The organism is Denitromonas iodatirespirans, assembly GCF_018524365.1.
Taxonomy (GTDB): Bacteria; Pseudomonadota; Gammaproteobacteria; order Burkholderiales; family Rhodocyclaceae; genus Nitrogeniibacter; species Nitrogeniibacter iodatirespirans.
Genome location: NZ_JAEKFT010000015.1, coordinates 22,912 through 48,698, shown reverse-complemented (window position 1 = coordinate 48,698; position 25,787 = coordinate 22,912). Strand labels below are relative to the sequence as shown.

26 protein-coding genes are annotated in these 25,787 nt (G+C 67.7%); 15 read left to right on the top strand and 11 right to left on the bottom strand.

The window, feature by feature from the left end; all coding sequences use genetic code 11:
• The first annotated feature begins 14 nt into the window (after positions 1-14).
• The 5 genes from I8J34_RS13955 to I8J34_RS13935 all read left to right on the top strand — a co-directional run bounded on the left by I8J34_RS13955 (position 15) and on the right by I8J34_RS13935 (position 2,922).
• Entirely contained in the window at positions 15-710 is a 696-nt protein-coding gene (locus tag I8J34_RS13955; protein WP_214362226.1) for a helix-turn-helix domain-containing protein, read from the top strand.
• 67 nt (positions 711-777) lie between these two features.
• Entirely contained in the window at positions 778-1,158 is a 381-nt protein-coding gene (locus tag I8J34_RS13950; protein ID WP_214362225.1) for a VOC family protein, read from the top strand.
• 212 nt (positions 1,159-1,370) lie between these two features.
• On the top strand, positions 1,371-1,766 hold the full coding sequence (locus tag I8J34_RS13945; RefSeq protein WP_214362224.1) for a cupin domain-containing protein: 396 nt from the start codon (positions 1,371-1,373) through the stop codon (positions 1,764-1,766).
• A 40-nt stretch (positions 1,767-1,806) separates the two neighbouring features.
• The gene (locus I8J34_RS13940) at positions 1,807-2,337 is read left to right on the top strand and encodes a gamma-glutamylcyclotransferase family protein (RefSeq protein WP_214362223.1); all 531 of its coding nucleotides are present in this window, start codon (positions 1,807-1,809) and stop codon (positions 2,335-2,337) included.
• A 105-nt stretch (positions 2,338-2,442) separates the two neighbouring features.
• On the top strand, positions 2,443-2,922 hold the full coding sequence (locus I8J34_RS13935) for a DUF3592 domain-containing protein (RefSeq protein WP_230411843.1): 480 nt from the start codon (positions 2,443-2,445) through the stop codon (positions 2,920-2,922).
• Between the two features lie 154 nt (positions 2,923-3,076).
• Here I8J34_RS13935 and I8J34_RS13930 read toward each other — a convergent pair whose 3' ends face one another.
• A complete protein-coding gene (locus tag I8J34_RS13930; RefSeq protein ID WP_214362221.1) occupies positions 3,077-4,351 on the bottom strand; it encodes an oxidoreductase in 1,275 nt (424 codons plus the stop codon).
• A 121-nt stretch (positions 4,352-4,472) separates the two neighbouring features.
• Here I8J34_RS13930 and I8J34_RS13925 point away from each other — a divergent pair, with 121 nt between their 5' ends.
• On the top strand, positions 4,473-6,269 hold the full coding sequence (locus I8J34_RS13925; RefSeq protein ID WP_214362220.1) for an ABC transporter transmembrane domain-containing protein: 1,797 nt from the start codon (positions 4,473-4,475) through the stop codon (positions 6,267-6,269).
• A 9-nt stretch (positions 6,270-6,278) separates the two neighbouring features.
• Here I8J34_RS13925 and I8J34_RS13920 read toward each other — a convergent pair whose 3' ends face one another.
• Positions 6,279-7,322: a GGDEF domain-containing protein gene (locus I8J34_RS13920; protein WP_214362219.1), complete on the bottom strand. Its 1,044-nt coding sequence runs from the start codon at positions 7,320-7,322 to the stop codon at positions 6,279-6,281.
• A 216-nt stretch (positions 7,323-7,538) separates the two neighbouring features.
• Between I8J34_RS13920 and I8J34_RS13915 the strand changes: the two genes are divergently transcribed.
• The 9 genes from I8J34_RS13915 (at position 7,539) to I8J34_RS13875 (ending at position 13,672) form a co-directional block, all read left to right on the top strand.
• A complete protein-coding gene (locus I8J34_RS13915) occupies positions 7,539-7,871 on the top strand; it encodes a thioredoxin family protein (RefSeq protein WP_214362218.1) in 333 nt (110 codons plus the stop codon).
• A complete protein-coding gene (locus I8J34_RS13910) occupies positions 7,868-8,557 on the top strand; it encodes a hypothetical protein (protein ID WP_214362217.1) in 690 nt (229 codons plus the stop codon). Before I8J34_RS13915 ends, I8J34_RS13910 begins: the two co-directional genes overlap by 4 nt.
• Before the next feature lie 93 nt (positions 8,558-8,650).
• Positions 8,651-10,054 carry a HAMP domain-containing sensor histidine kinase gene (locus tag I8J34_RS13905; RefSeq protein ID WP_214362216.1) on the top strand — a complete coding sequence of 468 codons (1,404 nt, stop codon included), beginning with the start codon at positions 8,651-8,653 and terminating at the stop codon, positions 10,052-10,054.
• Entirely contained in the window at positions 10,026-10,661 is a 636-nt protein-coding gene (locus tag I8J34_RS13900; RefSeq protein ID WP_214362215.1) for a response regulator, read from the top strand. Before I8J34_RS13905 ends, I8J34_RS13900 begins: the two co-directional genes overlap by 29 nt.
• A 144-nt stretch (positions 10,662-10,805) precedes the next feature.
• Positions 10,806-11,525: an SEL1-like repeat protein gene (locus I8J34_RS13895; RefSeq protein WP_214362214.1), complete on the top strand. Its 720-nt coding sequence runs from the start codon at positions 10,806-10,808 to the stop codon at positions 11,523-11,525.
• Between the two features lies 1 nt (position 11,526).
• The gene (locus tag I8J34_RS13890) at positions 11,527-12,015 is read left to right on the top strand and encodes a MotA/TolQ/ExbB proton channel family protein (RefSeq protein ID WP_214362213.1); all 489 of its coding nucleotides are present in this window, start codon (positions 11,527-11,529) and stop codon (positions 12,013-12,015) included.
• On the top strand, positions 12,015-12,356 hold the full coding sequence (locus I8J34_RS13885; RefSeq protein WP_214362212.1) for a DUF2149 domain-containing protein: 342 nt from the start codon (positions 12,015-12,017) through the stop codon (positions 12,354-12,356). Before I8J34_RS13890 ends, I8J34_RS13885 begins: the two co-directional genes overlap by 1 nt.
• The gene (locus I8J34_RS13880; protein ID WP_214362211.1) at positions 12,353-13,210 is read left to right on the top strand and encodes an SEL1-like repeat protein; all 858 of its coding nucleotides are present in this window, start codon (positions 12,353-12,355) and stop codon (positions 13,208-13,210) included. Before I8J34_RS13885 ends, I8J34_RS13880 begins: the two co-directional genes overlap by 4 nt.
• 12 nt (positions 13,211-13,222) lie before the next feature.
• Complete coding sequence (locus tag I8J34_RS13875) at positions 13,223-13,672, top strand: regulator (RefSeq protein WP_214362210.1); 450 nt, start codon at positions 13,223-13,225, stop codon at positions 13,670-13,672.
• Positions 13,673-13,713: 41 nt separating this feature from the next.
• Here I8J34_RS13875 and I8J34_RS13870 read toward each other — a convergent pair whose 3' ends face one another.
• The 9 genes from I8J34_RS13870 to I8J34_RS13830 form a co-directional block, all read right to left on the bottom strand.
• The gene (locus I8J34_RS13870; protein WP_214362209.1) at positions 13,714-14,109 is read right to left on the bottom strand and encodes a hypothetical protein; all 396 of its coding nucleotides are present in this window, start codon (positions 14,107-14,109) and stop codon (positions 13,714-13,716) included.
• 196 nt (positions 14,110-14,305) lie between these two features.
• Positions 14,306-14,926 carry a flavin reductase family protein gene (locus I8J34_RS13865; RefSeq protein ID WP_214362208.1) on the bottom strand — a complete coding sequence of 207 codons (621 nt, stop codon included), beginning with the start codon at positions 14,924-14,926 and terminating at the stop codon, positions 14,306-14,308.
• A gap of 66 nt (positions 14,927-14,992) precedes the next feature.
• Positions 14,993-15,742 (bottom strand): S1 family peptidase, encoded by a 750-nt coding sequence (locus tag I8J34_RS13860; protein WP_214362207.1) that lies wholly within the window; start codon positions 15,740-15,742, stop codon positions 14,993-14,995.
• Positions 15,743-15,754: 12 nt separating this feature from the next.
• The gene (locus I8J34_RS13855) at positions 15,755-16,669 is read right to left on the bottom strand and encodes a lytic transglycosylase domain-containing protein (protein WP_214362206.1); all 915 of its coding nucleotides are present in this window, start codon (positions 16,667-16,669) and stop codon (positions 15,755-15,757) included.
• Between the two features lie 10 nt (positions 16,670-16,679).
• Positions 16,680-17,960: a nucleotide sugar dehydrogenase gene (locus I8J34_RS13850; RefSeq protein WP_214362205.1), complete on the bottom strand. Its 1,281-nt coding sequence runs from the start codon at positions 17,958-17,960 to the stop codon at positions 16,680-16,682.
• Between the two features lie 39 nt (positions 17,961-17,999).
• Positions 18,000-20,789 (bottom strand): XrtA/PEP-CTERM system TPR-repeat protein PrsT, encoded by a 2,790-nt coding sequence (gene prsT / locus I8J34_RS13845; RefSeq protein WP_214362204.1) that lies wholly within the window; start codon positions 20,787-20,789, stop codon positions 18,000-18,002.
• 2 nt (positions 20,790-20,791) lie between these two features.
• Complete coding sequence (gene prsR, locus I8J34_RS13840) at positions 20,792-22,153, bottom strand: PEP-CTERM-box response regulator transcription factor (RefSeq protein ID WP_214362203.1); 1,362 nt, start codon at positions 22,151-22,153, stop codon at positions 20,792-20,794.
• The gene (gene prsK, locus I8J34_RS13835) at positions 22,150-24,240 is read right to left on the bottom strand and encodes an XrtA/PEP-CTERM system histidine kinase PrsK (protein ID WP_214362202.1); all 2,091 of its coding nucleotides are present in this window, start codon (positions 24,238-24,240) and stop codon (positions 22,150-22,152) included. The genes prsR and prsK overlap by 4 nt, the downstream gene beginning before the upstream one ends.
• A gap of 49 nt (positions 24,241-24,289) precedes the next feature.
• Positions 24,290-25,675, bottom strand: coding sequence for a TIGR03013 family XrtA/PEP-CTERM system glycosyltransferase (locus I8J34_RS13830; protein WP_214362201.1), 1,386 nt, complete (start codon positions 25,673-25,675; stop codon positions 24,290-24,292).
• Positions 25,676-25,787 lie beyond the last annotated feature (112 nt).

Sequence of the window (25,787 nt, the reverse complement as noted above, 5' to 3'; positions counted from 1 at the left end):
TTCGCGGATCGGCTGTGCGCTACACCGAGTTGGCGCCCACCGACGATTTGTCTGATGTGGTGCACTGCTTCTGGGAACTGCGGACACTTGCCACGTTGCCAGAGGACTTTCACTATCACGCGCTGCCCGACGCCTGCGTGAATCTCTTATTCAACCTGGTCGACACCGAAATTGCCGGTATCACAGCACTCCATACCGCAGCCACGACACTCAACCTCGGCACCTTCTTCCACTACGTGGGAGTGCAGTTCTATCCGGGGGTGTGGCAAGGGGACCGGAACGAGATTTTGAATCGGTATGTCGGCGCGCCGTACCAAGGCACATTGCCGCTGGTACAGACGAATCGACGACTCGTCGGTCTCGAATTCGCGGACATGACGCACGTGCTTGCCGAGCAGGTGCGGTGGTGTATAGCGCATAGCCACATCCGCGCAAACCACGATATGGCGCGCATCTTGTCACAGATCGATGCCATCCGATCCGTGGCCGATATGGCGGCGGTGGTTGGTGTGTCCTCTCGTCAGCTGCAGCGCACACTCAAACGGCTCACCGGATTTGCGCCACACGACCTGCTCAAAGTTCTGCGCGTGCAACAGTCTTTCCGAAAACACTATCTCGATCTTTACGCCGATCAGGCTCATTTCACCCATGCCTTTCGGCAGGCTATCGGCTACACCCCGGTGCAATACCGCAAGCGCTTCGGCGTCTGATTTCTACAAGACCGCGCAGAGCGAGGCCACTATCCTCACGGCTCTACCTGTAACCAAGGAGCCTGAGATGGATAAGCCGAACGCGATTGGATGGTTCGATATGTACGTGGAAGAGATGGACCGCGCCGTGATCTTCTACGAGGCCGTATTCCAGCAGCCACTGGAGCCGATTGGCGACCCGACCGGAGAGACTGTCATGCGGAGCTTTCCCGCAAACATGAGCGCGTACGGTGCCGCCGGCGCGCTCGTCAAGTCTCCCCATTCCCGCCCGGGGCCTGGCGGCACCATGATCTACTTCACGGTGAATGACTGCGCCGTGGAAGAAGCACGGGTAGCGGCAGCCGGCGGCAAGGTCGTGCGCCCCAAATTCTCCATTGGCCAGTTCGGCTGGGTCACGCTTTGTAAGGATACGGAGGGGAACATGTTCGGACTGAACTCGATGCACTAGGACCGGCACGCGTGACCCGGATGCTGCGTAGCGGAATCCGGGTCACGCGCATGCGGTAACGCGTGGCATCTCGGGAAGATGGGGAAGAGACCACGGATTTCCGCCAAGCATGCAAGATCGACATGCTGTCGAAAAAAAACCGTAGTCTCTCCCTGTGCTTAATCGCAGCACGCCGAAGGTCGCTTGAACACAACCCCCAGGAGACCCCCACCATGTCCGCCACCGCCCCGAAACTCGCCGAAGTCTTTGCCGTGCTGAATCCCGACCTGTCGGTCAGCACGGTTCCGGTCACGCCGTCCATCTACACCGATCTGGACACGAACTTCGACCACTTCAAGGGCCGCGTGCTGATCTCCGAATACGCCTTCGCCACCGACTGGCCGACCTGGGAGCGCCATCCGGCCGGGGATGAGGTGGTGGTGTTGCTGGCGGGCCGGGTGGAGATGGTGCTGCGCACGGCGGAGGGGGACGCGAGCATTTGTCTGGATCAGCCGGGCAAGTATGTGGTGGTGCCGGCCGGCACCTGGCATACGGCGAAGACCTCGGTGCCCACGCGGATGCTGTTTGTCACGCCGGGCGAAGGGACCGAGAACCGGACCGAGCTGTGAGTTGTGATGTCGGCAGCAGCCATCCGTAAAATACCCGCCCATGCCCGATAGCCTCCTCACTTACTTCGCCTACGGCTCCAACATGTCGGCGGCGCGCCTGCGCGCGCGCATTCCGGAGGCACGGCGGCTCGGGGTGGCGACGCTGGCAGGGCATGTGCTGCGCTTTCACAAGTGCGGCGCCGACGGCTCCGCGAAGCTGGACGTGATCGCCACGGGCGATGCGACGGACCGCGTGCTAGGGGTGCTGTTTGGCCTCACGACGGCGGAAAAGGCGGTGCTCGACGCCATCGAGGGGCCGGGCTACGCGGGGGTGTCGGTGGCGGTAGGCAACGCGGATGGCGCGGTGATCGAGGCATTCATGTACCGTGCGCTACGGGTGGATGCCACGCTGCGGCCGTTTGCCTGGTATGTCCATCATGTGCTGACCGGCGCCCGCGAGGCCGGCCTGCCGACGGACTATGTGGCGCGCATCGCAGCGGTTGAGACGATCGACGATCCGGATGCCGAACGGGATGCGCGCGAACGTGGGGTTCATCGCGCCCGGCATCAGGCGCCGGAGTCGCAGCCGTAGCCGTAGCCGAATGCAGCGCAGCGGAATCCGGGGCCAATGGAGGATCGGCCGGCACGCGGGCGATGCCTCTCCTTCAATGGAAACGGAGTACACCAAGTGATCGAGATGTTGTTGAAGCAAGTCGAACCTCCTCTGCTCATCGTGTTTTCGGGGGCTCTCCTCGGGGCTTTTTACACTTTCGTGTTTCTTTTACCGCGCTACGCGAGCTCCAGAAAATGGCCAAGTGTCTCTGGAGAAGTTGTCAGAAGCGAGCTGTCCAAAAAAACAACACGAGGAACCGGAACGACAGTTTCAAAAGTCTATGAAGCGCTGGTCGAATACTCGTACATGATTGGTGGCAAAAGCTTCACGTCCCGACGAATCGAGTTTCTCTACTTGCGCAGCAACAGTGAGTCCTTTCACCAAAAGTTGTTGAGTCACTACCCGCTGGGCGCTCAAGTTCAAGTTTTCTACAACCCGGACAAACCCAGCGAGGCGGTATTGAAGCCGGGGATCTCTTCCGGCGGATGGTTCTTGGTGGCGTTTCTGGCCATCGTGCTATCGGTTCTTGGCATCACCATTTTCGTGAAAACGCATTCCGCATAGCCACGGCGGAGGGTCGCCTCCTCCCGGGTTTCGGGTTTCGGCGCCCATGACCAACGGTATTCGCCCCGATCGCGATTCTCAGGCGGGCTGCCGCACGGCCCGCACGGCGTCGGCCATCCGCCTCGAGCCGCCGGCAGCTTGGCGGTGACACGCATCAGGCGCCAGGCGGCACCCCGCCGGGCGCCGCAGCCAGCATGGCGTCCTTTTCGGCGCGCACGCGCGGGTGGTAGCAGTCGGCCGGCTGGGCGCCGAGGTGGCCGACACAGCCGTTGCAGTCCACACAGCGCGGACCGGGCTCGCCGTCGCGCAGGTGACGGAACAGCCACGGGTCGGCAATGAAGGGCCGCCCGGCCGACACCGCGTCACACAGCCCGTTCTGCAGCGCAGCTTCCATGGTCTCGCGGGTGCGAAAGCCGCCGACGCAGATCACCGGAATATCCAGCGCCGCCTTGAAGCTCGGCGTGTAGTCGAGGTTGAAGCCCTCGCGCCCCGGCCACAGCAGGTCGCAGGCCACCGTCACCAGCGGCCGGAACACCCGCAGCAGATGGCGCCGCAGCGGCGGCAGGTGCGCCATGCTGCCGCGCATCATGTGGCGCAGGCAGCGGCGGAAGGTGCCGCACACCATCGGAAAGCCGGACTCGTAGTGCCCCACCGAGATCTCCACCGCGTCGATGCCCTCCGCCGCCATGATGCGCGCCACGTCGACCAGCTCATCGGTCTTGAGCCCATCGCGCAGCGGCAGGCGGTCGGCGCCATTCATCTTGAGGATGATGGGGTAGTCCGGCCCGACGCGCCCACGGATGGCCTGGTACACCTCGCGGCCGAAGCGGGTGCGGCGTTCGAGCGAGCCGCCGTACTCATCGGTGCGGCGGTTGGTGTAGGGGGTGAGGAACTGGCTCAGCAGGTAGCCGTTGGCCGAATGCATCTGCACGCCATCGAAGCCGGCCTGCTGGCAGCGCGCCGCGGCGGCGGCGAAATCGTCGATCACTTGCCGGATCTGCGCCACCGTCATGGCTTCCGGGCGGGTACCGGTGAGCAGGTCCTTGACCGCCGAGGCCGACACCACCTCACTCGCGCCGACGAAGTCCGGCACCACCTGGCGGCCGCAGTGGTTGAGCTGAGCGAAGAATTTCGCGCCCTGTGCATGCACCGCGTCCACCATGCGCGCCAGGCCGGGGATCTTGTCGTCGGCGTCCGCCCCGAGCTGGCGCGGCGCGGACTTGCCCTGGCGGCTGATGTAGAGGTTGCCGGTGATGATCAACGGCACCCCACCGGCAGCGATCGGGCGGTAGAAGTCGATCACTTCATCGGTCACGAAGCCGTCCGCATCCGCGCGAGTCTCGGCCGTGGCGGTCTTGAACAGCCGCGCCGGCAGCGTGAGCGAACCGATGGTGATCGGCGAGAACAACAAGCCTGGGTCGTTAGTCATCGTTCATCCCCCTTGCGCCAGAGATGCCCCTGCTTGTGTTGTAGCCCATGACGACGGCAAGCGCGCCTGCCCGCCGCACACCCGGGCGCGTCCAAGGGCCGTTTCCAGGATAATCGCGCGCATGGCTCGCCGCTCCCGCTCCTCCGCCCCGTCCCGCCCTGTCGGCCCCCAGCGTCTGTCGGCCCTGCGCGGGCTGTGGCCTTTCCTGCGGCCCTACCGCGGGCGCATCGCGGCGGCCTTTGTGCTGCTGTGCCTGGCCTCGGCGGCCATCCTGCTGGTGCCGCTGGCCTTTCGCGATCTGATCGATGCCGGTTTCGGCCATGCCTCGCCGCCCGCCGACGGCCTCAGCCTGGACGGCCGCTTCCTCGCGCTGTTCGCGTTGGCCAGCGTGTGGGCGCTGGCGGTGGCCGGGCGCTACTACATGGTGTCGTGGATCGGCGAGCGCGCCACCGCCGACCTGCGCAGTGCGGTGTATGCGCGGGTGCTGGGGCAGTCGCCGCAGTTTTTCGAAACCCTGCAGACCGGCGAGGTGTTGTCGCGCCTGACCGGCGACACCACGCTGATCCAGACCGTGGTCGGCAGCTCGATCTCGATGGGCTTGCGCAGCCTGTTCCAGTGCGTGGGCGGCATGGTGATGCTGGCGGTGACCAGCTTCCACCTGTTCTCGCTCAACCTCGGGCTGATGGCCCTGCTGGCGCTGCCGATCTTCGCCATCGGCCGCAAGGTGCGGGCGCTGTCGCGCGAGTCGCAGGACCGCATCGCCGACGCCTCGGCGCTGGCCGGCGAGATCCTCAACGCCATGCCCACGGTGCAGGCCTACACCCAAGAGGCGGCCGAGGCCGGGCGCTTCGCCGCGCGCACCGAAACCAGCTTCGTCACCGCCATCCGCCGCACCCGGGTGCGCGCCGCGCTCACCGCGCTGATCATCACCGCCATCATGGGCACCATCATCTTCGTGCTGTGGATCGGCGCGCGCCAGGTCGCCGCCGGCGCCATGACCGAGGGGCAGCTCTTCTCCTTCGTGCTATACGCCGCACTGGTGGCCGGCGGCGTGGGCACGCTGGCCGAGGTGTGGGGCGACACCATGCGCGCTGCCGGCGCCACCGAGCGCCTGCTCGAACTGCTGCAGGCCGAACCGGCCATCCGCGAAGCGGCCACACCAAGCCGCCCGGCCCCCGCAGCGCAGGCGGCGATCCGTTTCGAACATGTGCGCTTCGCCTATCCGGCCCGCCCGCAGATCAATGCGCTCGACGACGTCAGCCTCGACATCGCGCCGGGCGAGAACGTGGCCCTGGTCGGCCCCTCGGGCGCCGGCAAGACCACGCTGTTCCAGCTGCTGCTGCGCTATTACGAGGTGTCGGACGGTGCCATCCGCATCAACGGGCAGGACATCCGCGAGCTGCGCCTGCACGACCTGCGCCGCGACATCGCCATCGTCCCGCAGGACCCGGTGATTTTCTCCGCCAGCGCCATGGACAACATCCGCTACGGCCGCCCCGAGGCGGACGTAGCCGCGGTGCTGCAGGCGGCGCGCGCGGCGCGGGTGGATGAATTCATCGAACGCCTGCCCGAGGGGTACGCCACCTTTCTCGGCGAGCGCGGTACGCGCCTGTCGGGCGGCCAGCGCCAGCGCATCGCGATTGCCCGCGCCATGCTCAAGGGCGCGCGCCTGCTGCTGCTGGATGAAGCCACCAGCGCGCTCGACGCCGAATCGGAAATCCTCGTCCAGCAAGGCCTGGCCGCCGCCATGGAAGGGCGCACCACGCTGATCATCGCTCACCGCCTGGCCACGGTGCAGCAGGCCGACCGTATCGTGGTCATGGACAAGGGGCGCATCGTCGAGATCGGCACGCCCGAGGACCTGCGCCGCCAGGGCGGGCTGTATGCCCGGCTGGCCGCGCTGCAGCTGGACTTCTGAACCAGGGGCTCAGGCCGCCAGCATCACCTGATTGCGCCCGCCGGACTTGGCCCGGTAGAGCGCCTGGTCGGCACGCTGGAAGAGCCCCTCCAGATCGTCGCCGAGCGCGCGCATCGCCACGCCCACCGAGAGGGTAAACTGGGCGATGGCCAGCTTGTCATGCCGGCGCACCAGGCGCAGCTTTTCGATGCTGCGACGGATCTTTTCGGCCACCCCGCAGGCCTGCTCGGGCGAGCACGGCGGCAGCAGCACGGCGAACTCTTCGCCGCCATAGCGCACCGGCACCGCGCCCTCGGGGATCAACTGCCTGACCGCCTGCGCCACCTTGCGGATCACCACATCGCCCACCGCATGGCCGTAGGTGTCGTTGACATGCTTGAAGTGGTCGATGTCGAGCACCAGCATCGCGCTCTGGCCGTCCGCTTCATCGGCAAAGACGCGCGCCATCTCCAATTCCATGCCGCGCCGGTTGAGCAGCCCGGTGAGCGGATCGGTGAGGGTTTCGCGGCGGTGGCGTGCCAGCTCGCTGCGCAGCTGGCGCGCCTCCTGGTCGGCCACTTCGAGATTCTGCTTGAGCACGTCGTTGCTCTCGCTGGCCTTGAGCGCCGCTTCGAGCAGGCGCTGTGCCACGGTCTTGAGGTGTTGCGAACTGCCGGCCGGATCGAGCCGGCCGATGTTTTCGTCCAGCGAGGCCTTGAAGTTGCTGGAGCCGGCATCGGCCTGCTGCAATTGGTCGAGCAGGCCGTCGAGCAGGCGGGCCACATCGGAGCCTACACCACACGCATGGCGGATCGCCTCGGCGGCCAGGTGCTCTTCGTAGAGCTCGGCCATGAAGCAGGCATCGAACGGCTTGCCCTGCGTCCGCTGCGCGTCAATCGCCGCCGAGATCGCCGGATGGCTCCCGTCCAGATGGGCATGGGCCACGGCGTAGTGCAAGGGCGCCGTGCTCAGGCCATGCGCCAGCAGCAAATCGATGATCCGGAAGGCGATATCGTCTTCCCGCGCCGCCATATGGGCGCCCCCTGCCTGAGCCTGTTCGTCGGAATGCACCATGAGAGCCGGATTCCTTCTCGCGCCGTGTGACGGAAAACCTGGATTATTCAGCTCGGCGCCACTCATCCGAAGGTGATAGCGTCCGCACGCCGGGCATTATGGCAGAAATTACGATGTCATCACCATGCCGACAATCAGGCATTGCTTGCTGAATCGCGCATCGAAGGCCGCTGGTTTATGCTTTGACGCTCCTCCCTTCGACCGATTTCTCGACCCATGGCCCCCGCCACCGCCTATCGCGACATCCCCCTGACCCGCAGCGAGGTCGACGCGCTCGACACGCCCACCGTGCTCGACTTCGGCACCGACTGGTGCGGCTACTGCCGTGCCGCCAGCCCACGCGTGCTGGCCGCGCTGGCGCGTCATCCGCAGGTGCAGCACATCCGCGTCGAAGACGGCCCCGGGCGCCGGCTCGGGCGCAGCTTCGGCGTACGCCTGTGGCCGACGCTGGTGTTCCTCAAGCACGGCCGCGAAGTGGCCCGGCTGGTGCGTCCCAGCGACGAGGCGGCCATCGAACAGGCACTGGCCCAGCTGGAGGCGAACGCATGAACGGCGAGCGCTTCGACGCCCTCGACCGCCTCGGCCTCAACCTGCAGGCGGTGTTCGACCTGGCCGCGTTGCCCGACGACCTGCGCGCCACCATCGCCCCCGCGCCCGGGGAACGCCAGCTGATCCTCATCGGCAACGCCGGCCCCACCCTGTGGCGGGCGATCACCGCGGCCGGCACCGGCGGCTCAGACCCGATCGACGACTTCAGCCGGCAGGCGGTATGCCAATGGTTTGCCGAGCACTGCCCCGGCTACCGCGCCCGCCTGCTCTACCCCGGCGACAGCCCGGTGGGCCTCCAACGCCTCGGCCAGCTCGCCGGCTGGCACCACGCCAGCCCGTTTCGCGTCGGCATCCAGCCCGGCTGGGGCAGCTGGTTCGCCTACCGTGTGGTGCTGGTCACCGACACCGCACTGCCCCTCACCGCGCCGCTCGACACCGAGTCCCCCTGCACACGCTGCGCCGACACCCCCTGCGTCAGCGCCTGCCCAGCCGATGCCCTGACCGACCGCGATTTCTCGCTGGCGCGCTGCATCGCCTACCGCAGCCAGCCCGACTCCCCCTGCGCCACCACCTGCCTGGCACGGCTCGCCTGCCCGGTCGGCACCGAACACCGCTACGACGAAGCGCAGATCCGCCATGGCTACGGGCGGTCGCTGAAGATGATCCGCCACTACGCGACGCGCTGAGGCGCCGGGCAAATTGCCCGCCGTGGCCGCGGCCCCTGCCCGCCACCCCCGACGCGCAGTACACTGGCGGCCCCGCCTCGCAAGACCGACCCCATGACGTCTGCCGACGCTCCGCCCACGCCGGGCTTCGACCTCAAGCGCCACCTGATCCTGCGGGTCACCCTGTTCGCCGGCCTGATCGGCGCGCTGGCCGCGGCGGCCGTTGTCGAACAGGCGGCGCAGCGCATCGGCCAGCATGTGGTCCACAGCGGCCCGACCGTCGAGCAGCTGATCGGCCGCGAGCTCGACACCCCGCGCGACGGCTTCGACCGCAGCCTCGACGCCTTGCAGCTCGCCCTCACCGACGAACTCGGCCAGCTGCTCAAGCTGTGCATCGAGGTCAACACCTTCCATACCGGGCAATCGCGCCGGCGCTGTTTCTCCGACACCACCGCCGCGGCCCCCGCCCCGGTGCGCGCGCTGCTGGGCTGGCGCCTCGGCGCGAGCGCGCGCTACAGCGGCCGCATCCGCCAGTACCCCGGCATCACCGTCGGCGACGTGGTGGTCACCCCCGACCTGGACGCCGAAGCCGCCGCAGTGTGGCAGCAGATGCGCCTGGTGCTGGCCATCGCCGCCGGCGTGCTGCTGCTCAACCTGTTGATCTACCTGCCGGTGCGCCGCGCCCTGCGCCCGACCGAACGCATCCTCGACACCCTGCGACAGCTCGAAAGCGGCGATCTGGCGGCACGCATGCCGCGCCCGGCGCTGGTCGAACTGCGCCGCATCGCCGAAGGTTTCGACCACCTGGCCGACCGCCTGCAGCACACCGACCGCCGCCAGCGCCAGCTGGCCCGGCGCCTGCTGTCGGTGCGCGAACAGGAGCGCCGCCGGCTGGCACGCGAGCTGCATGACGAGTTCGGCCAGTCGCTGGCGTCGATTCGCGCCGAGGCCGCCTGTGCCGCCGATGCGCCGGCACCGGCCCGCCGGGCGGCCATCGACGCCATCGCCCGCACGGCGGCCGGGATGATGGACAACCTGCAGCGCATCCTGCACCAGCTGCGACCGGCCGGGCTCGAGGCCTTCGGCTTGCGCGCCAGTCTGGCCCAGCTGGTCGACACCGCCCTCCGCCACCAACCGGGCTGCGACATCCGACTGACGATGGCCGACGATCTCGACACGCTGCCCGATGCGCTCACCGTCAGCCTCTACCGCATCGCTCAGGAGGGCCTGGCCAACGCCCTGCGCCACGGCGCGCCCGCGCATGTCCACCTGAGCATCGTCGGCGGTGGGCAAGGCATCGTGCTCACGCTCGAGGACGACGGCACCGGCACGGCGCACGACACCGCCGGCAGCGGGCTCGGCGTGCTCGGCATGACCGAGCGGGTCGAGGCGCTCGGCGGTGAATTTTCGCTGACGCCCCGCCCGGCGCGGGGCATGCGGCTGGTCGCCCGTTTTCCGGCGGCGGCCATGATCTGCGGGGAGAGTGCCGATGAGCCTCCGACTGTTGCTGGTCGATGACCATGCCGTGGTGCGCGAGGGCTACCGCCGCCTGCTGGAGCGGCGCGGCGATCTGAGCATCGTCGCCGAAGCGGCCAGCGCCGCCGAGGCCCTGGCCGCCTTGCGCACGCACCCCCCCGACGTGATCGTGCTCGACTTGGCATTGCCGGACATGGGCGGAGTGGAGCTGATCGGCCGGCTGCGCCAGCGCGCGCCGAGCGCCCGCATCCTGGCCTTCAGCATGCATCGCGAAGCGCTGTTCGCCGCCCAGGCGCTCAAGGCCGGTGCGCTCGGCTATATCACCAAGAGCAGCGAACCGGCGGTGCTGGTGCAGGCGGTGTATCGCGTGGCGGCGGGCGAGCGCGCGCTGAGCCCCGACATCGCCCCCGAACTGGCCATGGCCCTGCTCGACCAGGCCGACGACCCGCTGCACACGCTGTCGCCGCGTGAGTTCGAGATCCTGCGCCAGCTGCTCGATGGCGCCAGCCATGCCGACATCGGCGTGCGGCTGCACATCAGCGCAAAAACGGTGCAGAACAGCCACTACCAGATCAAGCGCAAGCTCGGCGCCCGCAACGACATCGAGCTGGCGCGCATCGCCGCCCGGCACGGCCTCGACGGTAGCTGAAAGACCTCCCCGGCCGCGACTGACCACCGCCGGTGGGCGATGCACCCGAGCATGGCCGGGCAATCTGCCCGCACCGGCTTTCCCCCCTTCCGGCGCATCGCGGCGCCGGTCACGATGGGCGCCGTCATCCCCACGGAGCGCCCTATGCCCCGCCGCTTTCGCCCGCTGTACACGCTCATCGCAGCCCTCGCCTTCGGTGCCGCCACGCCGGCCCTGGCGCTAATCCCGCCCACCCACTGCGGCGGCGCGCCGGACGCCGCCCAGAGTGATCTGTCGATCGCCCACTGGGCCCGCCAGGCGCCCAGCTCGACCATGTGCGCCTACGGCTACTGGGCCGAGAAATGCGGCGATCACGCCACCGCCCACGCCATCTTCGACCGCTGCATCGCCGCCGGCTATGTCGGCGCCATGATCTGGAAAGCGCTGCTGCTCGAAGACGGCACCGGCATCGCGCAGGACAGCGCCGCGGCCACCGATCTGATGCGCCGCGCCGCGCACAGCGACGACCGCGAGTACGCCACGCTCGGCAAGCTGCACTACGCCACGGCCCTGTACCTGGGGCGCGGTGTCGAACGCGACGAGGCCGCGGCCGAGCGCTGGTTTCGCGAGGCGGCCGCCGAGGGCGACGCCGACGCCCAGGCCTTTCTCGACAGCGGCACCCACACCGCCGACCGCGACCAGCGCGGCCGATCCGTCGCCGCCCAGCGCGCCGCCCGCGACAGCGTCGGGCCACGGCTGGCGCCCGTCACCCCGGCCTCTGCACCCGCCCCCACGCCGGCCCTCGGCCTGATCGCCGTTCTGACGGCGCTGCTCGCCGCGGGTGCCGCTGCCCGCGCCCGCGGCGAACGGCAGGGGGCCTGCTGACATGGTCGCCGCCCTCGATACCGCCATGTACAGCCTGGGCCAGTTGTTCCTGGCGCCGGTGCTGATCGCCATCGCCGCACTGTTCGCCTACGCCTTCGCGGCGCTCGGCGCCCTGGCCTGGCAAGCCCGCCAACGCCGCGGCAGCCACGCCGCGGGTTTCGAGTTGCTGGCGCTGGCCCGGGCCCGCCCCGAACTCGACCCCGCCACGCTCGAACGCATCGCCCACGAGCGCCTGGAGCTGGCCCGCCTCGCCACCCGCATCGCCCCCATGCTCGGCCTGGTCGCCACCATGATTCCGATGGGGCCAGCGCTGCGCGCGCTCGGCGACGGGCAGCTGGCCGATGTCTCGCAGGCGCTGGCGGTGGCCTTCTCGGCGGTCATCCTGGCGCTGATCGCCGCCTCGATCACCTACACCGTGCTCACCTGGCGGCGGCGCTGGTATGTGCGCGATCTTGACGCCATTGCCGCACAGCGCGCGGAGATGGCCTGATGCGCCCCCCGCTGCGCGACGACGCGCATGACGAAGACCCGATCCTGTCGGTAGTCAATCTGATCGACGTGTTCCTGGTGCTCATCGCCGCCCTGCTGCTGGCCATCGCCAACAGCCCGCTGTCGCCTTACGGCGCCGAGGCGCTGACGCTGATCCGCAACCCCGGCACCGCCGACATGGAACTGGTGGTCAAGGACGGCGAGCGCATCGAACGCTACCGCGCCGACGGCACCGCCGGCATCGGCCAGGGCGTGCGCGCCGGCATCGCCTACCGCCTGCCCGACGGTTCGATGGTGTACGTCCCCGAAACCGTCCCACCCACCCCGGAGGTCCACCGATGACACGTCTCCCTGCCCTGCTCTTGACCGCCCTGCTGGCCGCCCCCGCCGCCGCCGACACCGTGCCGATCGCCGTCGCCCCCGAACGCGCATGGCGTGCCCTGCTCGACCAGCTCGATAGCGACGGCCTGCGCGAGCACGCACAACTCGACCTCGACCGCTTCGAAGGCCGTCTCCAGCTGCCCGAGGCCGGCACGGTCGAGGTCAGCGTGGATTGGGACGAAACCACCGGCGGCACCCGCCTGGACTGGCACCTCCCCGCCCCCCAGGCGCGCCAGCGCGCCGCGGCCGAGCGCTGGATGGGCCAGGTTGCCGACCGTGCGCCGCACCTGCCGCGCCCCAACCACCTGTGCCGGGGGCCGGAAACCGCCGCCGGCGCGCCGGACACCGACGTCTACACCCTCAAGGCCAGCTGCCAATTCGGCACCGGCCATTTCTCGTCGGCATTGTTCGAGCTGGAAAAATGCGGCGACTACGAGTCGGCGCTGGTGATCCTCGCCGCCTGCGTCCGCGAAAGGCATGCCGGCGGCCTGGTGCGGCTGGCGCAGTTCTTCGAAAGCGGCCTCGGCGTGCCGCGTCGGCCCGAGCGCATGACCGACTACCTGCGCCAGGCCGAAGCCAGCCACACCCCGGGCTACAGCCAGGGCGCCCGCGTCCAGTACGCCACCGCGCTGTATTTCGGTGTCGGCACCGCGCCGGATCGCGAGGCCGCCCTGCGCCTGTTCAAGGCCGCCGCATCAGCCGGCGACCGCGACGCGCGCGACTTTCTCGCCCATGGCGTGCACTACGCCTGGCGCCGCGAGGACGGCAGCGTCTATGCCGACCCCGCCTGGACACCCCTCACCGACCACCCGTGACCGGAGACCGTCATGACCACGCTCAGCCCCCTGGACGCCGCCTTCGCCTGGCACCGCCTCGGCGACTTTCCGCACTTCCACTACAACGTGCTGGCCGTCGACGAAGCGCGCCAGATCACCGACTTCCTCATCCGCTACGACTCGGACGCGCCGATCTTCCTGCACCGCCACCGCTCGGAAACCCACACCCTGGTGCTCGCGGGCGAACACCGCCTCTATGCCCCCGACGGCACGCTGACCGACACCCGCCCGGTGGGCCGGCACACCCGCACCGCCGCCGACGCCGAGCCGCACAGCGAAGGCGGCGGCCCCGACGGCGCGTTGGTGCTCTACAGCACCCGCGGCAGCGCCAACGGCGTGCTCTTCGATGTGCTCGATGCGAACGGCGACACCGTCGCCACGCTCAGCGTGGCGGATGTCGCCGGCCTGTTCGCCCAGCAAGGGAACCAAGCCGGCCAGTAGGGCTGACCGCCGGGGGCAACGCCGCGCCCCCGGCGCAGCCCTCACAGACAGCGCCCCGGGGCCGGCGCGGAGATGCGCTGATAGCCCGAGCCGTCCATCCCGTAGGCCTGGATCCACGGCGAGCCGCGGCCGATCAGACAGCCCGCCACCTCGGCGCGACAATCGCCGCTGGCACCGCACTGGGCGTAGCAGGTCTTGCTGCTGATGCCGCACACCTGGCCCGCCAGCCGGCACTGGTTGCCGGTATTGATCTGGTACCGGCCGCCCGAGCCGCGCGCCTTCCAGGTGATCACGTATGTGTAGGTGGCCTTGCCGTCACACATCGACAGGCTTTGCGCCAGGCCCAGGTCCACCCGCGGCACCGCGGCCGTCGCCGCCCCACCCCCGAACAACAGGCCCAGGCATAGCGCGCCGAGGCCCCATTGCCAACGTTTCATCTCGCTCTCCTCATGTCACCCGGCGGCGGGCAGGACGCCCGTCGCCGCCTTCGAGAGCACGGCCAGGGGCCGCGAGGGTCGATGGTCATGGACTCGGTCAGGCCGGCACCCGCATGTCGGGGTGCCTGCTTCTACTCCTAGATCAGCGCCGCACAACTTGCCAGTGCGACATGCATCGCCCGTGCGGGCGACCACATCAGCCCGGCCGCTTCATGCGGAACAGCTGCGCCGGGCCGACCGTGAAATAGTCCGCCGGCCCGCCGCCGCGCAGGATGTGGCCGGCGTTGGCGGTGTCGTAGATGCCATCCTTGAGCAGCGCGCGGTCGATATGCACGACCACCACTTCGCCCAGCACCAGCCAGGTCGGCACCGTCTCGCCGGCAGCACTTTGCAGTTGCAGGATCTGGCTGAGGCGGCATTCGAAGGACACCGGGCTTTCGGCCACGCGCGGCACGCCGATCAGGCGCGAGGCGACCGGCGTGAGGCCGGCCAGCGCGAATTCATCCACCTCGGGCGGCACCGCGGCGCAGGTCTGGTTCATCGCCTCGGCCAGGTCGCGGGTGGCGAGGTTCCAGGCGAATTCGCCGGTCTCTTCGATATTGCGCACCGTGTCCTTGTAGCTGGTGGAGGCGAAACCGATGATCGGCGGGGTGTAGTTGAAGGCGTTGAAGAAGCTGTAGGGCGCCAGGTTGAGCACGCCCTCGACGCTGCGCGACGCGATCCAGCCGATCGGCCGCGGACCGACGATGGCGTTGAAGGGGTCATGCGGCAGGCCGTGGCCCAGGCGCGGCTCGTAGAAGTGTTCGGTGTCGGACATGGGTGGCGTTCTGCGGGGGAATGGCCGGCGCCTTGCCGGCGTCGGCGCGCGACCGGCGCCGGGGCCTCAGGGCAGCAGCTGGTTGAGGTAGCGCGCCGGAATCGCGTAGCTGATACCCGAGGGTTTGCTCAGCACGTTTTCCTTGGTCTCCTTGACGAAGACCATGTTGAGCACGCCGATCACCACGCCGGACTCAGGGTCGAACAGCGGGCTGCCGCTGTTGCCCGGATAGGCCGTGGCGTCGAGCTGGTAGACCGAGAACGGATCGCTGCCGAGGCTGCGGATCTGCCGTGCGTTGAGTTCGCGCGCATTGCCCCGGGGGATACTGATCGGGGTAATTGCCGCAACGATGCCGCGATGTGTGGCCGGCTTGAGTCCCAGCGCACTGCCGATCGGAAAGCCGGTGAAGGCCACCGACTGGCCTTCCAGCACCTCGACATCCGACAGGTTGAGCGCCGGCAGGGCCGGGCCGACAATGCGCAGGGTGGCCAGGTCATGGGCGGGGTCCGAGCGCAGCTTCTCGGCCGAGCGCACGTTGACCTTGTCCCCCAGCGGGATGGCCACGGCCAGGGACTCGCGCAGACTGGCGTCCAGGCTGGCCGGCAGCACATGGGCGTTGGTGGCGATGGTCAGACCGTCGCCGACGACGAAGCCGGTGCCGAGAAAGCGAAAGGCCGGGCTGCGGGTCGGCTCGTAGGTGCCCACCGCGACGATCGACGGCTTGATGCGCGCCACGGTGGCGGGCAGATCGGCCCGTGCCGACGCCATGGCGATGACGATCAGCAGGCCGGCGGCAAGGCGAAACCATCGATGCATGCGCAAGCTCCGTTAGCGGTCGGCCACGAAAAACGGGGCCATGACTGCTGACGATTCAACCACACTTGCGTCGTAGGGGTGGCGTTGTTCGCTGAAAAAATGCTGAATGCGGCTCACGTAGGCCCGGGTTTCGGGATACGGCGGCACGCCCTGATAGCGCTCGACGGCGCCTTCGCCGGCGTTGTAGGCAGCCGCCACCAGCCGGACATCGCCACGGAAATAGGCCAGCAGCCAGCGCAGGTAGGCCAGGCCGCCGCGGATGTTCTGCGCCGGATCGAGCGCGTCGCGCACCTTGAAGCGGGCGGCGGTTTCGGGGATCAGCTGCATCACGCCCATGGCATTGCGCGGCGACAGGGCCTGCGGATTGAAGGCCGATTCGGTCGAGGCGATGGCCAGGGCGAAGCGGGCATCGACCCCGAACTCCGGTGCCGTGCGTGCCACCTGTTCGATGATCGGGTGGCGATCGGCCGGCAGGCCGGCCATCAGACGGTCGATCAACGAATCGTCCTGCTCCCATGCAGGGGCCAGCAGGCAGTCGGGGACCGCGCCGGTGTAGGGGCCGGTGAAGCGCTGCATGCGCTCGGCCTGCGGGTGCGAGAGCATGGCCGCCATGGCGAACAAGGTGCCGGCATAGGCATCGTCGCGCGGCACGCCGCGGCCGTTGGCGTACATCCAGCCCAGCCCGTACATGCCGTCCGCATTACCCTGGCGGGCCGACTCGCAATAGCAAGCCGCCGCCCGCAAGGGCTCGCGCGGCACGCCTTCGCCATGCTCGAAGGCCACACCGGCCGCATGAAGATACTCGGCATGCTGGCGCATGGCCGCCGCCTGTTCGGGCGACAGCGCCGACCCCGCGGCGCCGACCGCCCCGGCCGCGCTCGCCAGCAAGGCAAGCGACACGGCGAGGCGGCTACGCAAGGGCTTCATGACATCCCTCTTACAAACGCCAGAGGCGAACGCCGGCATCGGCCAGCGCCTTGCGGTCGAAGGACGATTTCACGTCGATGAAAACGCCATTGTCGTCGAGCGCGCGGGTCAGCTCCGGTACAGTCATCTCGGCATAGGCGCGGTGCGACACCGTGGCCACGATGGCTTGCGCCGGCGGCAGATCCGCCCAGTCCACCAGGGTGACGCCGTATTCGTGCATGGCCTCGGCGGACTCCGCCACGGGGTCGTGCACCACCACTTCGCAACCGAAGCTCTGCAGTTCGCGGATCACGTCGATGACCTTGCTGTTGCGCAGGTCGGGGCAATTTTCCTTGAAGGTCAGCCCCAGCACGATTACCTTGCACCCCTTGATCGAGTGCCCGGCCTGGATCAGCTGCTTGACCGTCTGCTCGGCCACATACTTGCCCATGCCGTCGTTGATGCGCCGCCCGGCCTGGATCACCTGGGGGTGCAGGCCCAGCATTTCGGCCTTGTGGGTCAGGTAGTAGGGATCGACGCCGATGCAGTGGCCGCCCACCAGGCCCGGCCGGAAGGGCAGGAAGTTCCACTTGGTGCCGGCCGCTTCGAGCACGTCGAGCGTGTCGATGCCGACCTCATGGAAGATCACCGCCAGCTCGTTGATCAGCGCGATGTTGAGGTCGCGCTGGGTGTTCTCGATGACCTTGGCCGCCTCGGCCACCTTGATGGTCGCGGCCGGATAGACGCCAGCGGTGATCACCGCGCCGTACATGTCCTTGACCTTCTCGAGCGTGGCCGGCGTATCACCGGAGACGACCTTGACGATCTTGGTGACGGTGCGTTCCTTGTCGCCCGGGTTGATGCGTTCCGGCGAGTAGCCGACGAAGAAATCCTGCTTCCACTTGAGGCCGGAGTTCGCCTCCAGGATGGGGATGCAGACTTCTTCGGTCGCGCCGGGGTAGACGGTGCTCTCGTACACCACGATGGCACCTTTCTTGAGGTACTTGCCGACCGCGGCCGAGGACTTCTCGAGCGGCGACAGATCGGGCTGGCGCGCGGCGTCGACCGGCGTGGGCACGGCCACCACGACGAAATCCGCCTCGGCCACGACCGACGGGTCGGTGTGACAGCTCAGCTGCGTGGCAGCGCGCAGGTCGTCGCTGGCCACTTCGCCGGTCGGATCGCGATACTCGCGGTAGGCGGCCACTTTCTGGGCGGAAAGATCGACGCCCAGGGTTTTGAATTTCTTGCCGAATTCAACGGCCAGCGGCAAACCGACATAGCCCAGGCCAATCACTGCAACGGTGGTCACGGGTGCAAATTCCTTAACGATGAAGGGTGAAATTATGGTTCAAAGCGTTTTGCGCAGCGCGTTGGCTTCTTCGTAGATGCGGTGGCCGACCGGGTACTCGCCAGTCAGCGCGTTCAGCAGTTCGCGCGCCTCGCCGGCCCGACCGGCCTTGACATAGGCCTTGGCCAGGTTCAGCGACACCATCGCCGACTTGGGCGCCAACTGATGGGCCTTTTCGAGCTTCTTGACGCCGGCTTCGACGCCGCCGCCCGCCACTTCGATCATGCCGACGGTGTCCAGAATGGCCGGATTTTCGGGCGCCAGTTCCAGGGCCCGCAGGCCGAAGTCCTTGGCTTTCGGGTCTTTTTTCTCGCTCGCGATCCAGGCCAGGTTGTTGAGCACCAGCGCATTGTCCGGCGTGAGCTCGTTGATCTGCAGGTACAGCGTGTAGGCCTCGTCCAGGCGCTGCTGGGCGAGCAGATACTCGGCGGTATAGCTGAGCATGGTGAGGTCTTTCGGATTCGCCTTCAGCCACGCGTCGGCCAGCTTGTCGGCCTCCTTGGCGCGCTGGTTACGGGCCAGGCCGGCATGGAGCTTGACCACCGTCAGCGCGTTCGGGGTGAGCTTGTGGGCTTTCTCGAAGAGCGGCAGCGCGGCCTTCCAGTCGTCCTTGGCCACATACACGTCACCCTCAAAGACGAAGCCCAGGCCGGAGGCCGGTAGCTGTTTCTGGATGCCTCGGGCCAGCGTCACCGATTCGTCAAAGCGCTTGTCGGCGATGAGGATCGAGATCAGCAGGCGCTGCGCTTCGAACAAATCCTGGCGCTGAGCGAGCGACTTGCGCAGGTTGGCTTCGGCGCCCTTGCTGTTGCCGTTCAGGTGTTGCGCACGCGCCAGATCCAGCAAGGCCTCGGCGTTGGTCCCCTCGAGGTCGACCCGCTTCTGGAAGGCGGTCAGCGCCTGCTGGACATCCCCGTTGGCCATTTGCGCATGGCCGAGCAGCTTGAGCACCGTGGGATGACCGGGCGCCGCCGTCTGCGCCTCGCGCGCCATGGCCAGCGCGTCGGCGCGATGCTGGGTGCGCAGCAGGTAGTCGGTCAGCAGCAATTTGGGCGCCAGCAATTCCGGCGCGTTGTTGACCGCGCCGCGCAGCAGCCCGCTGATGGTCTCGAAACTGCCGCCCGCGGCCATCTCCAGTTCGGCCAGGGCCAACAGGACGTCGGCGCGCTTCGGTGTTTTCTCGAGGATGCGCTGGTAGATCGCCCGCGCGGCATCCGCCTTGCCGGCGCGGAAGTCGAGCCGCGCCAGGTTGGTCGCCGCCGGCAGGAAGCCAGGGTCAGTCTTGAGGGCGTCTTCGAAGGCCTTGCGGGCACCGTCCAGATCGCCCTTGCCGAGCATGATACCGCCGCGCAGATTGTGGGTCAGCGCATTGTCGGGCAGCTTCTTCTGCAACGTCGCCTGGGCCTCCAGCGCCTCGTCGAACTTGCCTTCGCGCAGCAAGGCGGTGACGCGGGCGAAGTCGGCATAACCGGCATCGGAATCCAGCGCGCTGGCCTCGCCCAGATCGGCCAGACCGGCGTCCACATTGCCGGCCGCCAGGCGGCTGATGCCGAGCCGGGTGCGCGCCCGGGCATCCTCGGGATGACGCGCCACCTGTTTGGCGAAGAAGGCCGAGGACTGTTCGAAGTCGCCGGCCAGCAAATAGGCCTGCCCCGCCAGCGTCAGCACCTCCGGCACGTCGGGGTAGGTTTCGAGCAAGGGCCGCAGCGCCTCGATGGCGCGTGCCGCATCGCGCTGCGCCATGTAGGACATCACCAGCAGGCGCCGGGCGACCGGGTTGCCGGGCGCGGCTTCGAGCACCTTGTTGAGATTCACCTGGGCCTGGAGCTGGTCGTTCAGCCGGAAGAACACGCTGCCGGCCAGCAGCCGCGCGGGCATGTAATCCGGTGCCACCTTCAGCACTTCCTGCAGACCGTCGCGCGACGGCTCGAGGCGATCCTCGAGGAAGTCGACATAGGCCTGCAGATAGGTCACCACCGGCGAGCCGCCGATGGCGTTCTTCATCTCGGCCAGGCTGGTCTTGCCCTCGTCCACCCGTCGCGCCTGCAGCAAGGTGCTGACCAGGGCGAAGTGCAGGCTGGGGTTTTTGGGATGCAGCGCAATGGCCTGCTTGAGCGCCGCCAGCCCGTCTTCCAGACGCCCGGAGGCGAACAACACCTCGGCCCGGGTGGCATGTGCCTCGGGCACGTCCGGGGTTTGCGCCACGATCTCGTCGAGCGCCTTGAGCGCCTCCGCGAATTTGCTGTCGAGCGCCAGCACCCGGGCCAGCCCGACCTTGGCCAGTGCGTTGTCGGGGTTCGCCTTGAGCGCCTCGCGATAGTCGCGGGCCGCTTCGTCGCGGTTGCTGCTGATGCGCGCGTCACCGAGCACGGTCAGCAGATCGGACAGCGCCTTCGGATCTTTCAGCGCCGTGCCGGTATAGGTGCGGATCACCTCTTCGCGCTGCCCCTGACGCACCAATGCGCGCGCCAGCATGGGGGTCACCAGCGCTTCGTCGTAGCCGAGGCGCAGGGCGAACTGCAGCTCCTTGACGGCACCGGCCAGATCGCCCCGCTCGAAGTTGATCTTGCCGAGCAGGTAGCGCGCCTCGGGCAGATCGGGCTTCTCCTGCAAGGCGTTCTTGAGCTGGATCACCGCGGCGTTGGCGTCATCCTTTTGGAGGTAGTCGCGAGCCGAGGCCACCATGTCCTCGGGACTGCCGCCGCAACCGGCGAGCAGGGCGACGCTGAGCAGGACGGTGATCAGGCGGCTGGGCCGGAAACGGCGTGAAGTATTGGCGCGGAAAGGCACAGTCAGGCCTCCTTCTTGATTCCGTAGCGATTCATCAGGTCGTACAGCGTCGGCCGGCTGACGCCGAGCACTTCCGCTGCACGGGCAATATTTCCATTCACCCGCGACAACACCTTGGTGACGGCCGAGCGCTCGGCCGCTTCACGCACCTGGCGCAGGTTGAGCAATTCCAGCGATTCGTCGACCGGTGCCAGCCCGAGGTCGTCGGAGGTGACACGGTTTCCGTCGGCCATGATGACCGCCCGCTTCACGCAGTTCTCCAGCTCGCGGACGTTGCCCGGCCACCGGTGGGCTTCGATCGCGGAGACGGCGTCATCGGTCAGGCGCAGACTGCCGCGCCCGTTCTCTTCGGCAAAGCGCTGGACGAAGGCATGGGCCAGCAGGCTGGCATCGCCGGGGCGTTCGCGCAGCGGCGGAATCTCGATCACGATCTCCGCCAGCCGATAGTAGAGATCCTCGCGGAAGCGCCCTTCTTCGATCAAGCGTTTGAGGTCCTGGTGCGTGGCGCACACCACCCGGACATCCACCGGGATCTCGGCGCGCCCGCCGATGCGCTCGATCACGCGCTCTTGCAGGAAGCGCAACAGCTTGGCCTGCAGCGGCATGGGCAGATCGCCGATCTCGTCGAGGAACAAGGTGCCCTTGTCGGCCGTCTCGATCTTGCCCAGGGTCTGCTTGACCGCACCGGTGAAGGCGCCTTTTTCGTGGCCGAACAGTTCGGCCTCGAGCAAGGCCTCGGGGATGGCCGCACAGTTGATCGCCACGAAACGCTGCTTGCTGCGCGAGGACAGCTGGTGCAGACCGCGGGCAATCACTTCCTTGCCGGTGCCGCTTTCGCCGAGCAGAGCCACCGTCACGTTGTTGGCCGAGGCTACCTTTTCGACCGTGCGGCACACCTTGAGCATGCCCGGATCGCGGGTCAGCATGCCGTTCAGGGCCGAGCCGCGCTCTTCCTGCAAGCGCAGGTTTTCGCGCTGCAGGTCGTACAGGCGGAAGGCGCGATCGATGGTCAGGGTGAGGAATTCGGGCTCGAAGGGCTTGGCGAAAAAATCGTAGGCGCCCATGCCGACGGCGCGCACCGCGTTCTCGCGGTCATGCTGGCCGGTCAGCACGATGACCTTGGTGTCCGGCGCCAGCGACAGCATGTCCTGCAGGAGCTGGAAGCCTTCGCGGACGCCATCGGGATCGGGTGGCAGCCCAAGGTCCATGGTCACGACCGGCGGCTCGTGCCGGCGCAATTGGGCAATGGCGCTTTCCCGGTCGCTGGCCAGCACGGTTTCGTAATCGCCGAAGGCCCAGCGCATCTGCTTTTGCAGCGCGGGATCGTCCTCGACCACCATCAGGGTTCGTTGTTTCTCAGTCATGGTTCCGCGTCAGATTGGGCGATGGCAGCGACGTCATCGGCGGTCGGCGGCAACACCGGCAGCGTGAGCTGCATGACGGTCCCCTCCCCCGGCGTGCTGTCCACCCGGATGTCGCCCCCCAGTTCGCGCAGGTATTGCCTCGCCTCGAACACCCCGATGCCCATGCCACTGGCCTTGGTCGTCTGGAACGGACGAAACAGCTGATCGCGCACGAATTGGGGCGACATGCCACAGCCGGTATCCGCGATCTCGATCTGTGCGCGGCCCGCGTCAAGCCGGCGAAGGCATGCCGTCACCATACCATTCTCCCCTGTTGCGTCGAGGGCATTTTGCACGATATGGCCCACCACGCGCTCGAGCCGCTCCGCGTTGGCGCTCACCAGCACCGGCGAGGTGTCGAGCGTCACCGTCACGGGCGGCTTCAGGTGTGCCCGCTGCTTGCCGATGCGCAGCAACATCAGCCCCAGATCCATCGGCCGGTCGCGCTCGATGGTGGTCTTTTTCTGCAGCTGCTGCATCAGGTCGCGCATCTTTTTTTCGACATGCGCCACGGTCTCCAGCATGTCGGCCTGGAACTCCGGGTTGTCCTTGTGGCGCTCGGCATTCTTGAGCATCAGCGACAGCTGGGCCACCAGGTTTTTCAGATCGTGCACCACGAAGGCCGACATGCGGTTGAAGGCGTCGAACTTGCGCGCCTCGATCAGCGCTTCGGCCGCCTGCATGCGCGCCAGATAGCTGGCAGCCTGGCGCTGGGCGCTCTTGAGCAGATCGAGCACCTCCCAGTTGATATCCACCGGCGTGCGCGGCGCCAGCAGCACCACAAAACCGATCAGCGCTTCATCCGCCGTCAGCGGCACCACCAGCCAGCCGTCTTCCATCTCCGACAACCAGCGCGGCGGGGTCAGGTTACCGTAGGTCTTGGGCCTCATCCGGTACTCTTCGAGGTTGAACACCCAGCCTTCGGCCGCCAGAAAGCGGCACAAGGGATCGTCGGCCGACTCTTCGGCCGACGACTCCGGCATGTTGAGGCGGGCGCGCATGACGAAGCGGCCCTGCCCGTCATCGAGCCACAAGCCGCCGCCGGCACTCTCGACCAGATCGGCCAGCGCCCGGATGGTGGTCTGGCCGAGATCCTGGTGGTCGCCGCTGGCGGACAGCGCTCGGGTGAATTTCAGCCACTCGTTGCGGTAGTCATAGCGGTACGGGAACAGGTGCTTGTTGAGCCACACCCGCAAGCGCGCGCGCTGCGTACCGGACACCGCCACGACGCCCAGCAGCAGCAAGGCGGCGAAGAACAGCGTGACCTGCAGCGCCCGGCCCCAGTCGCCGCCGAAGTAGCGCACGTAGTAGCCGGCCGCCGCCACCAGCAGCAGATACAGGCCGGAGGCCGCCAGCGCGGTGGAGTGGAACACCATTTCCCGCGACACCGACAGACGGATCGCCCAGCCCGGCACCCGCGAGGCGGAAATGGCGATCAGCGGCAGCACCAGCGCATGGGCCAGCCCGCGGATGCTCCAGATGTCGCGGTCGATGGCGCCGAACAGGAAGGCGTCGGCATACAGGTAGAGATCGAACACCGCCGAGGCTGCCATGGCCAGGCAGAACGGCTTGAGCCCCCAGCGCGATTCGGCCGGCAGCAGGCGGTAGAGCTGCTCGACCAGCACCAGCGCATACACGGCGGCGACCAGATGCAGGAAGATGAGCGCCCGCTGAGGATCGACCGGCCAGGGCAGGTTGAGCACCGCCATCACCGCGGTCGCCAGGCGCAGGACCACCACCACCACGGCCACGCGTGCCGGCCAGCGGCGGTGGCTGCCGTCGATTTGTCCGATCAGCCCGACCACGAAGGCCAGCCATGCGGCATCGCGCACGACCGATAGCAGGATCGCCGCGACGCTGGCATAGGCCAGGCCGGAGATCATCGCCGCGCTGGCCACGCACCAGGCGGCGCTCGACCCGACCGCCAGCAGCAAGCGCCCGCCGGCTCCCCGGCCACGCCAGGCGGCGGCGAGATACACCCCGAAAAGCCCGAATGCCACGGCGGCCAGGGCATAACCCCAGACCGCCGCACTCGTCTGCTCAACCATCATGAGTCACCTTGGCCAGCGAGCCGGCCGGAAGCACAGGCAGGCCGCCTTATTGCGCGCCCTCGCCGGTGAGCACCACGCGAACGGTTTCGGCGAGAACGAGAATGTCGAGCAGCAGGGTGTGGTTCTTGACGTAGTACAGATCGTACTGAAGCTTCTGCACCGCATCATCGACCGACGCCCCGTACTGGTAGCGCACCTGGGCCCAACCAGTGACGCCGGGTTTGACACAGTGGCGCACCGCGTAGAACGGGATCTCACCGGTGAGCTGGTCGACGAAGAAGGGGCGTTCGGGGCGGGGGCCGACCAGACTCATCTCCCCCATGAACACGTTGAACAGTTGCGGCAGCTCGTCGATGCGCAGCTTGCGGATGATGCGCCCGATGCGGGTGACGCGGTCATCGTTGGACTGGGCCCAGCGCGGCCGGCCGTCCTTCTCGGCGTCGGTCCTCATGCTGCGGAACTTGATCACCTTGAACTGGCGGCCGTTCTGGCCGACGCGCAGCTGGCGGTAGAACACCGGCCCGCCGTCCTCGATCAGAATCGCCAGCGCCGTCAGCAGCATCACCGGCAAGGCCAGCAACAGCAGCACCAGCGAGGCACCGAGGTCGAAGCAGCGCTTGACCAGGCTGCGCCAGAAGCCCTGGCGGAAACCGTCACCGAAAATCAGCCAGCTGGCCTTCAAGGTGTCGATACGCACCTGACCCCGCACACGCTCGTAGAAGGTGGACAAGTCATACACCTTGACGCCGCGCATCTTGCAGTCGAGCAGTTCGCGCAGCGGCAGCACGCCGCCGCGGCGCTCGCGCACCGCCACGATGACCTCGTTCACCCCGAGCTCATCGACCACATCCACCACCGCCCCGCGATTTCGCACGATCTGATCGGACGCCACGGCGGGCGCATCTTCGTCGCTGGTGGGCAGAAAGCCGACGAGTTGCAATCCGCGCGAGGCCGGGTCGCGCAGCACGCGCTCCACCGATTCCGCCTCGATGCCGGTACCCAGCACCAACACCCGGCGCGACATCAATGCCCCAAAACGCCCACGATTCGCCAATCCGCGCATCATCAAGATCAACCCCATCAAGAGGATCATCGACACTTCGACGGCCTCGGAAGCGAACTCCCCCCAGGGCAGCACGAGAAACACGCCGTAGGCTACCGGGATACTGACGACGACACCGACCAGCACCCGGGCGATCACGTCACGGAGCTGTCGCCCGGCCACCGGGCGGTAGAAGCCGGTGATCGTGTTGAGCACGATCATGGCAATGGCGAAGAACAACGCCGACGGCACGATCAAGCGCCAGTGCTCGAGACCGACGTTGGGCTGCAGCACGATCGCAACCACCACCCCCGCGAAGAGCACAACGACATCGAAGATGATCTGGTAGAGCGTGGTCGCGGGAAAATAGTGGCTGAATACTTTGAGCATGGTCTGTCCTCGCCGATCGAGCTGCACCCGCGCCGCGCGACGGGTGGAATCGATCCGATATGGACGGAACAATACCCGAGCCCTGCACAAGCGTGCGTGAATCAGATCACGC